The sequence below is a fragment of the Beggiatoa leptomitoformis genome, assembly GCF_001305575.3.
Classification (GTDB): domain Bacteria; phylum Pseudomonadota; class Gammaproteobacteria; order Beggiatoales; family Beggiatoaceae; genus Beggiatoa; species Beggiatoa leptomitoformis.
In genome coordinates, this window is the sequence record NZ_CP012373.2 from 2,219,548 (window position 1) to 2,233,799 (window position 14,252).

A 14,252-nucleotide genomic window follows, 5' to 3' on the forward strand; every position below is an offset into this window, starting at 1 on the left:
CTGAGTTGCTCCACACTACTTATCGCCCAATAAATCGGTTTCATAATCCATTCCCTGATAATGAAAAGGAACAGGTCCATCAGGTTCAGCATTGATAAATTGCCGTACCCACGCGGAGCTTGATTGACGTAACTCATCAGGATGCCCTTCACCAACCACTTTACCATTCGCAATAATGTAGATTTTATCGGCAATACTGGCCGTTTCATGAATATCATGCGACACAATCAAACTAGTTACCCCCAACGACTTATTAATCGAACTAATCAAACGAACTAACACCCCCATAGAAATTGGGTCTTGTCCTGTAAATGGCTCATCATACATAATCATTGTTGGGTCAAGCACTAACGCACGAGCCAATGCAACACGGCGCGCCATTCCACCTGATAATTGGCTAGGCATTAACGCACGGGCATTACGTAAACCAACGGCTTGTAATTTCATCAACACCAAGTTTCTAATCAAGGCTTCCGATAACTGCGTATGTTCCCTTAAAGGAAAAGCGACGTTTTCAAAAACCGTAAGGTCTGTTAATAACGCACCACTTTGAAACAACATGCCCATCTGCTTACGAATTTTATATAATTCATTTAAAGATAACTTATTAATATCCAAGCCATTTACTTCAATTGTGCCTGCTTGGGGACGCAATTGTCGTCCGATAAGACTTAAAAGCGTTGTTTTTCCCGTACCGCTAGGACCCATAATGGCCGTAATTTTGCCGCGCGGAATATCCATATCGACATTATCAAAAATAAGGTGTTTACCGCGAGAAAAGCGTAAACCCCGTACTTTAACCAAACTATCATTTGCTGTTTCTGTCATGCTTTATCCTACTTTTTTCCAGACTTCTTCTAAATCAGTGTTGGTAAATGTATCAGCTTCAATGACACGCCGTTGTTGGAAAAAAATCTTTTGTTTTGTGGGTTCAATGTCATAATTCCAGCAAATACTTTTAGTGGCAAAATAAATAAGTTCTGTACACGACAATGGAGAAAAATTATCAAAACCAAAATCAGCAGGATGCGGTGTTATCAACTCACTTAATGCAACGCGATAAATAATTTTAAATAAAGTGTCAAAGTGTAAACTATCCCCTTGTGCAAGTCGCGTCATAATATCTATTTCAGCTTTTAATACAGCTGCTTGATGACTTTTAGCTTCAACTTTAGCATATTCAGTTAAATAATTTAAAACGGTATCGGGGGGAATACGCCCTTTTTGCAACACCAATTGTTGCGGGAAACGCAAAATTGCCAACGCATCACAACGACAAAATTGAATTAAATCCTCCAAAATCACCGTATCTGCTAAGGCATGAATGACCATTTGCGTACCTGTTGCATAACGTTCGGGTTTATCAACTTTAGCAATTTGGCGTAAATGATTTTCCGTTACTTCGCCTAAATATAAACCTGCATGGGTAAACGTACCCTTAACAAAATATTTATCTAAATAATTGTTATATGTTCGTAAAAGAATGTCACCCGGTTTAATCAAGTGCATCACCTCTTGCGTATCTTTACCTTTTATCAAAAAACTATGCGGTTGATAAACAATAAATAAAGGTGATTTGTAACCTTTCAAACGGCTTAAGAATGTCAACAGTTTTTCCACAAATGATTTTTTACGCTCAACTTGCATAATGGTTACTCCATATCTTATTTATCTAAAGTAAATTTGTTGGTTATCATCCAATATTACAACGATGATTATTGTTTTATCACTGTTGCAAATACTGCTCAATCAACGCGCAAATTTCATCTAGCTGAAATCCCTTTGCAAGCACGTGAATTTGTTTCACAAAAGGGGAAAACTGCTTATCCATGGTTTCTAAATGATTTAATTGTTTAAAAATACCATTAATATGCCCCATTGTTGCTAATTCGTGTAAGGAACGAAGCATCGTTGGTGAAGGTAATATGATTGTTTTATCAATGTACTGTGTGGCATTCTGTTCAACATTTTCCGACAATATACCTTGAGGCTTTTTATATATCCATGTCAATGCTAACTGTTTTTCTAAAATGGCCAATAATATTTCAATTTTTATTGGTTTAGGTAAAAAAGCATTAATTTCTATGTTAGAAACGGTATTTTGTGGATAATCTAATAAACTCATAGAATCCGCAATAATTGGAATATTTTTTAACGCTGGAATTTTACGTAATTGTCTAACAACTTCAAACCCATCCATCACAGGCATAACAAAGTCAGTCACAATTAAATCAGGGATATAGTATTTCGCTTTTTCTAAGCCATCAGCCCCATTCACGGCTTCAATCATTTCAAATCCTAGTGGTTTTAATAAACTGTTTAATAATGCTCTATTTTCCCAGTGATCATCGATGACCAAAATTTTACGCGGTGTGCCAGTATAACCAATGGCTAATGGCGTTTCTGTTGGTTTTTCCAACTCAACTATTTCCGATAAATGTAAACAAAAACTGAAACAACTACCTTTTCCAAGCTCGCTATTTATAAGTAGTTCTCCACCTAATAGTGCTAATAATCGTTTCGTAATCGACAAACCCAATCCTGTGCCATCTGGACGATACTTTGGGTCGCCAACTTGTTTGAATGATTCACAAATATGTATTAAATCCTCAGGTGAAATTCCTACGCCTGTATCTTCTATTTGGAAACATAATTTTTCATCAAGATAGCTCACTCGGAAAGTAATGCCACCGCGTGCAGTAAATTTAACCGCATTGCTAAGTAAATTAATCAAAACTTGGCGCAAGCGTTTTTCGTCAGTACAGATAAAACGGGGTAAAAGGGTGAGTGCCTCATACAAAAAAGTCACATTTTTCTGTTGGGCATTGGTTTTGAAAAAAATCACTAGCTCTTCTAAAAATTGTTTTAATTTAAAACTGCTTGGATATAGTTCTAAACGGTTTGCTTCTATTTTCGTTAAATCTAAAATATCGTTAATTAATGTTAATAAATATTCACCGCTGCGTTGAATTGTTTTAATGCCTTCTTGTTGTTCTAACGTTAAATTTTCATCATCTTCTAAAATCTGGGTATAGCCTAAAATACCATTTAATGGGGTGCGTAGTTCATGACTCATTGTCGCTAAAAAAGTGCTTTTTGCACGATTCGCTGCTTCAGCCGATGCTTGGGCTTGAGTACGTGCAACAACTTCATTTTCCAAGTTTTTAAAAGAGATATAAAGCTGGTCTGCCATGCGTTGAAAAGAGTTGGCAAGTTGTCCAAGCTCATCTTGTCGTTGGGTTTGTAATAAAGATTGTGCTTGCCATTGTCCATTCGCCAGATTTTGAGCTGCATGATTTAATTCTAAAATAGGTTTAATAACCCAGCGAGCCGTCAGTAAGCCGACAAAAATAGCGATAATTAAGGCGAGTAAAGATAAAACGAAAGTAACCCGTGTATTTGTATGAATTTGCGCCATAAAATCCGCTTCGGGAATTAAGACTACAATCAGCCAGTCTAGCCCATAATCGTCTTGATAAGGGGTTACTTGCAGAAAATAACGCGCATCTGACCAAACAAAATCAATTTGTTGTTCAGTCTGTATGGTAGATAGTTGTGTAAAACGTTGTAATAAAACATCGGCGATATATCTGGTTAATGCATTAGTGCTTTCGGTTACAGCCATTCGTTTAGTCGTATTATCTTCTTTTTTAAATAAATTTTCTCCTGTAGAACTGGCGACTAACATACCATTACGTTCAATAATAAAAGTTTGTCCTGTTTTGCCTATTTTTAAATTCTTTAGAAAATCACTTATATAGGTAAGCCGTAATGTACTCGCAATAACGCCTGATAGTTGTGCTTGTACATTGGTAATGGGAACGCCTACAGTGAGTTGTAGCGCAGTTGTATCTAGCGCGATAAATATATCACTCCACCTTAACCCATTATATTTTACAGGATTTTTATACCAAGAACGTGAACGTGGGTCAAAATTATCTGAGCGTGCAATTTCTTGATTGGTGTAATAATCGTAATTAATGAGGTTAAAGTTAGTTTTTTCGTTAGACAGGGCAAAACTTAGTTTTGATGCTTCAATACGACGAATTGCAACAAATTCTTTTTGCTCATTTGCTAAGGCGATAGAGTTAATTGTTTTATAAGTATATATTTGCTCTCTGAATAATTTTTCCCATTTGGTTAAATCGCTTGCTGTTAAAAAATGTTGATTCAGTAAAGCAAGGTTATTTTTAACCACATAAAAGGGAACAGAAAGATAATCAGCTAAATTTTGTTGAATTTTTTGAGTAATTTCGCTTCGTAAAGCTTGACTGAGTTCTTGTACCGCTTTTTGTCCATTAGCAAAAGAGAGCCAAGCGACTAATCCAACGGTAATAATTAATTGAGCTAAAAAAGGAACAATTAAAACAACACGTAAAGGAAAAACAGCAAGTATCCTATTTGTTGTTTGTTGTGCGAAATGAATTATATTTGACATAATTTATTTTAACTTCCTTCCACCTTAGCAACGAATTGCTAATAAGACGTGCTGTACATTTTAAGGGTTATTCAAACACGCATCATAAATATTTTTGCAAGGTGTCAGTTTTATATATCTTAACAAGTAAATAAACGCTTATCTTCCCTATAAATTATATGGAATTAACGACAATATGTAGTAGTATTTAAAATAGAGAACTTAAAAAAATAGCGTAGTACCAAATAAATTAAAGCAAGGATGGATTTTATTTAAATTAAGATACCTGATGATGGGTAGGAATTGGTTATAACGATTTATAATCAATGAAATTTTGTAATTTTTATAACCACTTTATCCTCGTTTATTTCGGTATTATTGATAACAAGAACAATTCACACTGACAATGAGGAGGTTATATGTGTGTATTTAAACAGCATTCAAACAGTTGTGTGTGGACTGATTACGCATTTTACCTGTTGTTTTTTATAGGATTAAGTTTTACCTTTCCTGCACAAGCAGCCGATACGACATTGCCCCAATTAGAGGGCGCGTCAGGCTTAGACACGACTGGGGAATCGTTTTCTCCTAATGTCATTTTTTCGGGTGGAAATGCCGTTGCTGGACAATCTTATCAAACGACAGTAACTCAATCCTTAAATGCAGTTGCTGATGTTAAGGCAACAATTCAAGTTGACCCTACGCATATTGGTGAAAAAGCAGATATTTTTGTTTTTGCGGTCACTACATTATCTGTCTCAACAGACGTTTATTATTTCATGCTGGGTGAGGGCTTATATATTGACTTATGGGATCAATATACAAATACCATCGTCCCCTTCATCCCCAATGTCACATTAACAGCAACACAATCGCTGTCCCTTTATCAAGGCAAGTTTTTTTATCCCGGTAAACTGGATATTTATTTTGGCTATCGTTTGTTGGATGGAACATTTATTTATAATTATCAACCTATTTCCATCACAATTACCGATACCACGACAGAGCCAACGCCTGACCCTGATCCATCTACTGATGCAATCAATGGTATTCCCGCCTTAACCAGCTATGCGTTTAAATCAGAACAAAGTAAAACGATTCAAGGTACAAGTACGGAAAATGCGACAGGGTTCAATTGCTCAGGAACGATTAAAGCGACCGACCAAATTGGACGTTTAGCCCTAGTCTCATTGTTTTATCAAAACGGGTGTTATACCGATGGCACTTATAACAATAACAACTACCTTGTAGAAAAAGGCACGCTCAACAGTTCCACACAACAACAATTTGAGGCGTATCAGATTCATGAACCAAGCAGTAAAGCGCAGGCGTTTCTTGCCTCTGAACATGCTATCTACTACCAATTTCCAACACAAGAAGATTACACCGTTTATAGTTTTAACAATAACGGATTAGTCAAAGTTGCTGACATTGCTGCCTCTGCCATTACGCTCAATGAATTTACACCGATTAAAAGCCTAACCGTTAGTAAAGTCTCAGGTTCTGTTATCTACGTTTTTATCCCCGCAACCCAACGTATCAGTCCATTTACGGCACTCAGTACAAACGTTGAAGCGGCTCATTTAACGACAACCGCATTAGGCACGCCATTCAAATACCGCTACAATGTTAATGGCTTACCCTTTGACACTAAACAAGGTTTTCCTTATAGCCCAAGTGACCATGCAAACATTTACGCTCAACCGCGTCAGTTTTTCTTCGTGCGTAAAACCAACGGACAAATCGGTATTGTTTGGCAAAATCAAGCTGACCATAGCATTCAACTCACTTGGTTAAGCAATGACTTACAATCTTATACTACCATCACATTAAACAATAATGGAATGGACCTTGCTGTTGCAACAGGTGACGATGAGGGCTTTATTTACTACCTAACAATTCAATCAGGTAATGGTGCGCAAACCGATAGCTCGCGTGTAGCAACCCTTTATAAATCTAATGAGAATGGCGTGCTGAGTACCAGTCTAGCCTTAGACACGGCAAAAACAGGTTTAAACATTGTCAGTTTCGACACAGACAATGTTGCGAGCCTGCGTTATGCACAAGGCAAATTAGGTTTAATCATTGGGCGTTTAATGCACACTAGCAACGACGGCTTAAACCATCAGGGGGCGATTGCTGTTACCTTTGACGCTAACACCTTAGCACTACTGAAAAATTTTGGGCAAACATCAGGACATTCTTTTGAAAACATCCTAACAACCAACAGTCAAAACGAATTTGTGGGTGTGGACTTAGGTGATAACTATCCGCGCGGTATCAACTTACACAAATTTACTGACAGCCGTATCGACTCCCGTGTGATTTACACGTTTAAAACCCAACATGGCACTACCGCAACCAGTCCCGCAGGCAAGAGTTACCCACTCTACTCAGAAATTAGTGATAGCAGTCATACCTATTACAAATGGTCAAATGATAATAATACTTACAGCGAACTGGGTGGTGTGATTGAAGGACAACAAGGCTACACCGTTATTTTTGCAGGTGAAAAGAGTCCAACAGGCGTATCACTGGATAACAGCCGTGTTGGTAGCTATCTCAATGACCCCCGCAATCTTGGTATTGTGCAAGTTATCCACGATTTTGCCAGCATCACGCCCAATACCGATAATGAAGTCCCTGAAGGTCTCATTCTGACCGACGGACTGACAGAAACAGGCGGTTTTTACACCTTTAACGGTACATGGTCGCCACAACGCAATACGGGTGTCGTCTGGCTGACGAATTACCAAGATAAAACGCAAGCCAATGTATCCCGCTTAAAATCAGTTAAATTGAACGACGGTAACATATTATTATTGTGGGAATTATGGACTGATAGCCAATACGTAAATACCTACATGCTAAAAATTAGCGAACAAGGGCAAAAACGTAGCGATATTATTGCACTAGGCACAGAAGTTCGTTTAAATCGCACTGATGATATTTTAGTAAACGACAACACGGTTTATATTGTTAATGGCAATAAAAGCGAGAAAAAATTAGAGCTGATTGCCTTACCACTTACAAATTAAAGTGTTTCAAACCGTCCTTCATCTTACGTGTAAAAAAACGGATAATACCGCTTTAGTCGGTGTTATCCGTATAACATATAAACAATTAATTGCCTGAACCTTTATATTTTTTAATTCTGAAAACTCAGCAAGTTCTGATTCAGGCAGGCTTTAAAAGCCGTATAAAATCTAATAAACATAATCCCCTGTTGCAGGAAAAATACATGCTAAAAGTCGATTTTTTTGGGCAACAAGACCAAGCACAACAAAAAACTCGGTGGTTAATTCTCTACTTTATCATCGCACTCTTTGTCATTATTGGTTTTATCAACCTGACTTTTTTTCTTGTCGGCAAGTTTATTAGCCTACATCATTACCAACTCTCCCAATGGTTACAAAGCCCTGCCAGCCATTGGGTTATTGGTATAACGCTTATGGTTATCTTGGGTGGGACAATACGTCGTCTTTATCAACTACGTGAAGGCGGTGAAGCCCTTGCCATTATGATAGGTGCAACACCTATAGAACCCGATACTTATCGCGAAGAAGAACGCCGTTTAATGAATGTCGTGGAAGAAATGGCCATTGCGGCGGGAATTCCTGTTCCCGCTCTCTATGTTTTACAGATGGAACATGGAATTAATTCTTTTGTTGCAGGCTACCATGCCTCCGATGTTACGCTGGTTGTTACCCGTGGCGCATTAGAACAACTAGACCGTCGAGAATTACAAGGCGTAATAGGACACGAATTTAGCCATATTTTACAAGGTGACATGCGGTTAAATTTACATTTAATCGGGATTCTTGCAGGTATTTTGGCGATTGGACAAATGGGGTTTTACCTGCTGACAGGCGGAACTTATCAATACGAAGACCGATTAAACCGTAATCTGCGTGACTTAAATATTTTTCCCTTTGCCCTTCCCTTTTCTATTTTACTCATCAGCTTAGGCTATATTGGTCTATTTTGTGGACGTGTAATTAAATCCGCCATTTCGCGCCAACGTGAATTTCTTGCGGATGCGGCGGCTGTGCAATATACCCGTGACCCCGCTTGTCTTGTTGGCGCGTTACTAAAAATTAAAGGGCATAGAATTGGTTCAAAATTATATAATTATCGTGCAGAAGAAGTAAGCCATTTATGCTTTGGTTCTGCCTTTAACCTATCACGATTACTGGCTACCCACCCCACACTTGATGAACGTATCACCCGCATCGACCGCGCATACCCCTACCGTTTAAAATATGGCAAATTAGGCGAACAAACCGCCAGCCAACAAACCGCCCCACTAAGCGAGGAATATTTAAGTTTTCAATCCACTCCAACAGTTAGACCGCCAACAACCAAAACAACCGTCGTGGCTTCCATCGGCAATCCTACCCCCGAACATTTAGCCTATGCTACAAAGATTTACCAACAAATTCCTAAAAATATTTTAACCCTTGTACATCAACAAACAGGTGCAAAAATCATCACTTATGCCCTGCTGTTTCAAGGCAAAGTAGCGGATAAACAAGCCCGCGAAATCGTCTTAAATACCGCCGAATCTACAGAAATAACACAACAAGTTATTGCGTTACGCCAACAACTAGACACATTAGGTAATCAAGTACGGGTTCCATTACTCGATTTAGCCTTACCCGCATTAAAAAAATTACCTTATGTGGAACGTACCACATACTTGACAATTATCAATGATTTAATCAAAGCAGATGGTAAGGTTAGTTTATTTGAATATGTATTAGAAACGATTTTACGCCATCATTTAGACACGCATACCATGCGCACATCAACCGTGAGCTATAAAAATTTAGCGGAAGCGTTACCCGATATTAGCCTGATTTTATCCTTACTTGCCCATGTTGGCAGTGGACAAAGTGCCTATACTATCGCCTTAAAAACCCTAACGACACAACCCCTTCCCTTTGCCTCAATCGTTGCGTGTAAACCTGAGAAATTAAACGGAGCTATCAATCGGTTAAAATATCTTACCCCGCAATTAAAAAAATCGGTTATCGATGCCTGCGTAACCTGTGTGTTGGCAGATAAACAAGTAGAAACCGCCGAGTTAGAAGTATTGCGCGCTGTGGTAGAAAGTTTAGATTGTCCCATGCCCCCATTAATTGGATAATTACCCTTATGATGCGTCATACAAGCATTAATTATTAGTCAACACCTGACAGAGGCAACGCAGTGGAACAATTTGATGGAACAACAATATTATCTGTACGTCGGAATGGACAAGTTGTTATTGGGGGCGATGGGCAAGTTACATTCGGCAATACCAAATTAAAAGGAAATGCGCGTAAAGTAAGACGCTTATATCAAAACAAAATTATCGCAGGATTTGCAGGCGGAACAGCGGATGCGTTTACTTTATTTGAACGCTTCGAAGCTAAATTAGAAAAACATCAGGGCAATTTAACCCGTTCAGCCGTAGAATTAGCAAAAGACTGGCGCACTGACCGCATGTTACGCCGTTTAGAAGCCATGTTAGCCGTGGCTGATCACACCGCATCTTTAATTATTTCAGGCAATGGTGATGTGGTTGAACCTGAAATGGGACTCATGTCTATCGGCTCTGGCAGTATGTTTGCCCAATCTGCCGCCCGCGCCTTATTAGAAAACACGGAGTTAAGTGCCGCAGAAATCGTAGAAAAATCGCTACATATCGCCGCAGATATTTGTATTTACACCAATCATAATTTAACCATTGAAATATTGAATGCCGTTTAAGCATTTTTGAAGGGCGAATTTATTCGCCTTTTAGAGTAGTGCTAAATAAGAACTGTTTGTAATAGTTAATGAAAAAACATCCTCAGTATTAAGGATAAGTCGCGCTGTAAAAATAGCGACCTAACGCACCCTACGCTGACTTATCTTTACGCATTTAGCACTACTCACTATTTACTGTTCCATTTCTATTATTAATCTAAATCCTAAATATGCCGTTTTTTTCTCAGGTTCATGATACCCGCGAAATGAAGAACGTGAACGGCGGGCGTTATCTTCCCAACTATTGCCACGAATAACACGGTGCGAGCCGATAATCGGCCCGTAAGGGTCAGTTTTGGGTTCTCTGCTATAAGAAGCATACCAATCGCGTGTCCATTCCCACACATTTCCCGTCATGTCATATAAACCATAAGGATTAGCAGGAAATGAACCCACAGGTGCCGTTTGGTTCACAAATTCATCACCGCAGTCTATGCAGTTTGCCATATTGGGTTTAACCTCATCTCCCCACCAATAGGCTGTTTTTGTGCCACCACGCGCGGCATATTCCCACTCTGCCTCTGTTGGTAAACGATAACGTTTACCTGTTAATTCACTAAGCCAACGAGAATAATCCGTTGCATCTTGCCAACTAACATTAATAACAGGGCGATTATCGCGTCCCCATCCCTCATCGCTGGGTTTCTCTCGTCCCGTTGCATCACAAAATAAGTCGTATTGTGCAAAAGTGATTTCATATTGACTCATATAAAAATCACTGGTAATAGTTACCGAATGTACAGGCTTTTCATCAGGGTCTCCGCCCCCTAACAAATCACCTGCCAAAAATTTCCCCATCGGGATTTTTACCACTGTTGGTTCAATATAAAGCGGTTTTTTGTCCGCTGCGTGTAGGCGGAAAATTTAAACTTAAATTTTAAATTTCATAACTATATGAAAATAAATAAATGTTCGTTTTTTAAATTTTACGTCTATAACCTAAATAAAAAAATAGAAACTTAAATTACACGAAAAAATTTAAGTTTCTATTTTTTCATAATCCCCATTTAAACCCGATTTAAACGGCATTTAATCTGACAGAATTAAAACGCTACTGCTAATTCATCAACACTGCTTCCTACAAATGCAATTGCTACCTGATACACTTCACTATCCACTAGCGTTAGTGTAAGCGGTGCTAATGTCCCATGATTTACCAAAGACTTTTGAACCTCTGACAACGTGGATTCTAAGGCGACTATCTCAGATTGAGCGGTTGTTAGTTCGGCTTGAACAGTGACAAGGTCAGCTTGGGCAATGGCAAGGTCTGCCTGAGCCGTTGCAAGGTCTGCTTGAGCGGTAGTTAGTTCGGCTTGAACAGTAGTCAATTCGGCTTGGACTGTTGCGAGTTCCGCTTGAACCGTTGCAAGTTCAGCTTGTACTTCTTCAAACTGTTCAGGCAATACGTATCCTGCAACTTGCAAGGTATTAATCTGGCTTTGTAGTGATGCGATAGTGGTTTGTAACTGAACAACTTGTTGTTGCAAGGTCGTAATCTGTGATAAATAACTTAGGCTTAAACTATCAGTTGTCCCTGTTTCATTTCCGCCTACGGTTTCTTCAATCGTAAATTGTAACTGGTAACGGTCGTAACCTGCTCCACTAAATTTTCCTAACGCCGTGAATTTCCCCATAAAGGCAAAGTCCACTGCGCGCTTGCCTGATGTATTGGGAAATAAACACACAAAAATCTGTTTTTTCTTTCCAACATAGGCGATAGAAGCCGCCCATGTAGCCCGCTCGCTTTCTCTCAAATGGTTAAGAGGAAACTGTAAGGTTCTGTACGTGGGCAAATTATCCGATTGTAGGCTATTACCTGCGGTTCTTTCCTGTTCACTATCATCTTCGTGTCCCCATGAGTAACCGTATTCAATGTTAATTTGAGGGGATAACGCCAAACCAATGAATAATCGCCCAACATCAATATAACTATCTGTATTATTCGTATCGGTTATCGTAATAATAAATTCATCATAGGCAGTTTCAGTAAAGAAATTGAAGGCATAATTGCGGGTGGTATCGGGTGCAATAGCTTGATTGCTCGCTAACGACACGGTTAGAACCGTGTCAGATTCTAACTTTAAGGTTAAGCTAATACTAACCGTTGCAGAAAAATTGCAATTCCATAGGCAACAACCGCTTGCCACCCGTGCAACGGCTAATGCACCGCTAATAGTTATGCTTGTCCCAATAACACGGGCGGGATGTGAAGCCGATTCCATTTTTAAATTATCAATCGGCGTAACAGGGGTAGGTACACAGGATAGTGTGGCATTATCTCCATCATTTACCATGATAATTTTTAGATTATCTGTGTTACTCATCTTAAAACCCCTATTTCACTTGAACCGCCGATTAAGGGCGCGGAAATACTTAATACAATCACATTTGTCGCAACTGCCAAACCAAAACGATTATAGGCAATGGTGATTTCTGAGCCGATTGGCAACAAACTTGCGTTAAAATATACTTTAAATTTAAACACATCACGCATTCGTGAGTACATTACTGTACGGCGCGAGGCTTCAGCAAACGCATCTAATTCATTAACTAGGCAGGTTTCTGTTATATCGCCTGTTGATTCTAATAACGTTGCTTCCCGCCATTGTTCTTCAATCCCCGTATTGCTTGTTTGTGCAATCAACCATTCTTGCTTAAATGGCTGTCTTTCTGCTTCGGTTAAGTCTTCTGCAAAGCTGTCTGCCTGTACAGTGTAATTTTTCTTATAGCCTAAGCGTAGGCTTGCAACGGGCGGAATTCGTTTGGCTAATTCCATACTCCCTTGCACAATGTCATTTTTCGGAATATTGATGACAGGATTTCCTGTTACGTCACCAAAGCGTTTTAGACTTAATCGCCCTTCATTATCCGTTATGGCAAACGCACCAATAGAACTTAATAGCTTATTAAAGAGCGTTTTAAATGTCATTTTCTCTTTAATATAAATCCCCACTGGCTGAGGACATAAATAGTTAAATTCTGCCAAATTAACCAGTTCTAATTCTGGCAGTCTATTTACCAGTACATAGTTAATAATATCGCCTACGGTTTGCACAAATTGCCCATTCCACGTCGCCCCTTGAACGTCGCAAGTCAGCCGATATTTAACGGGTTGAATCAATCGGAACGTGCTGTTTTGCAAGTCAACATCGGTGTAATCAATTCCCAACGTTAAACCAATGCCACCATCCCTAACAGCCGTTAAGGCGTTAGACGAACCACTATGAAATTGATAAATTAACAAAGCCGTATCAATACAAATAGGCTCAATATTAAAAACCGTCCCGAATACATCAGGATAAATCTGATTTTTAATATGTGTTTGTGTGTACGTATTTGTCTGCAAGGGATTATCTAAGATTTCCGTTGCATCTCTAAACGGAATACTTAACTGGGTTTCGCCACTGGTGGTGATGCCTTCCCGCGCAATATAGCCATAAGCAATTTGTGTCAGGGTATCTAAGGCTTGATTTTTACTGCCTACCCACATTCTATAACGACGCATTCCAAACGATTGCATTAACCAATCATCGCGCTCATTGGCGAAGTTTTTCACGGTTAAAGCGTCGGTATTGGTTTTTATAATTCCATCAAATGCCCCGCTTAACTCACGACTAACCGTTGGTTTATTAACAATACATTCATAGAATGAAGTATTAGCGCGTGCATCAGTAGGCTTGCTGATGTAGGGTGCAGTAGCAATAAAATGGCGTTCAACAACGCTGGTTTGTGGGTTAAAGTAATTGAGTTGTACCAATAAAACAGCGGTATCTGTTGCGGGTATAGTTACGAGCGCCTGTTCACTACTTGGCATCTCTACTAATAAGGTATAGCTGTAGGCGATTCCGCCTACGAGTAGTTCTATAACGTGACTACCTACTTGGTAAGGTGTGCCAGATAACGCATAGCCTGTTGGCGTGGTCGTCAGGCTTAAAAAAAGGGGAAGACTAACAGCCTCTACCATTTCCCCATCACTGGTAAAATGCCAATAATAAGCGTTGTTGACACTCGAATTGGTTGGTGGGGCTGGGGTTATGCTCAT

Annotated in this window: 9 protein-coding genes; 3 read left to right on the forward strand and 6 right to left on the reverse strand. The window is 39.2% G+C overall.

Translation table 11 applies throughout. The features are described from left to right. Positions 1-15: 15 nt before the first annotated feature. The 3 genes from AL038_RS09295 to AL038_RS09305 all read right to left on the reverse strand — a co-directional run bounded on the left by AL038_RS09295 (position 16) and on the right by AL038_RS09305 (position 4,438). Positions 16-828 carry an ABC transporter ATP-binding protein gene (locus tag AL038_RS09295; protein WP_062152154.1) on the reverse strand — a complete coding sequence of 271 codons (813 nt, stop codon included), beginning with the start codon at positions 826-828 and terminating at the stop codon, positions 16-18. A 3-nt stretch (positions 829-831) separates the two neighbouring features. Beyond that, entirely contained in the window at positions 832-1,647 is an 816-nt protein-coding gene (locus AL038_RS09300; RefSeq protein WP_062152156.1) for a C40 family peptidase, read from the reverse strand. Between the two features lie 79 nt (positions 1,648-1,726). Beyond that, positions 1,727-4,438, reverse strand: a complete 2,712-nt coding sequence (locus AL038_RS09305; protein ID WP_062152158.1) for an ATP-binding protein — start codon at positions 4,436-4,438, stop codon at positions 1,727-1,729. Positions 4,439-4,836: 398 nt separating this feature from the next. On the opposite strand from AL038_RS09305, the gene AL038_RS09310 reads away from it, so the two are divergent. The 3 genes from AL038_RS09310 (at position 4,837) to hslV (ending at position 10,171) form a co-directional block, all read left to right on the forward strand. Next, positions 4,837-7,455 (forward strand): hypothetical protein, encoded by a 2,619-nt coding sequence (locus AL038_RS09310; protein WP_062152160.1) that lies wholly within the window; start codon positions 4,837-4,839, stop codon positions 7,453-7,455. Between the two features lie 203 nt (positions 7,456-7,658). Then, positions 7,659-9,566 (forward strand): M48 family metallopeptidase, encoded by a 1,908-nt coding sequence (locus AL038_RS09315; protein ID WP_062152162.1) that lies wholly within the window; start codon positions 7,659-7,661, stop codon positions 9,564-9,566. A gap of 62 nt (positions 9,567-9,628) precedes the next feature. Further along, positions 9,629-10,171, forward strand: a complete 543-nt coding sequence (hslV, locus tag AL038_RS09320) for an ATP-dependent protease subunit HslV (RefSeq protein ID WP_062152164.1) — start codon at positions 9,629-9,631, stop codon at positions 10,169-10,171. Positions 10,172-10,342: 171 nt separating this feature from the next. On the opposite strand, the gene AL038_RS09325 is transcribed toward hslV, so the two are convergent. From AL038_RS09325 to AL038_RS09335, 3 genes are all read right to left on the reverse strand, one after another. Then, positions 10,343-11,023 carry a formylglycine-generating enzyme family protein gene (locus tag AL038_RS09325; RefSeq protein ID WP_066246116.1) on the reverse strand — a complete coding sequence of 227 codons (681 nt, stop codon included), beginning with the start codon at positions 11,021-11,023 and terminating at the stop codon, positions 10,343-10,345. Positions 11,024-11,253: 230 nt separating this feature from the next. Beyond that, positions 11,254-12,534, reverse strand: a complete 1,281-nt coding sequence (locus tag AL038_RS09330; RefSeq protein WP_062152168.1) for a hypothetical protein — start codon at positions 12,532-12,534, stop codon at positions 11,254-11,256. Next, a complete protein-coding gene (locus tag AL038_RS09335) occupies positions 12,531-14,252 on the reverse strand; it encodes a hypothetical protein (protein WP_062152170.1) in 1,722 nt (573 codons plus the stop codon). Before AL038_RS09335 ends, AL038_RS09330 begins: the two co-directional genes overlap by 4 nt.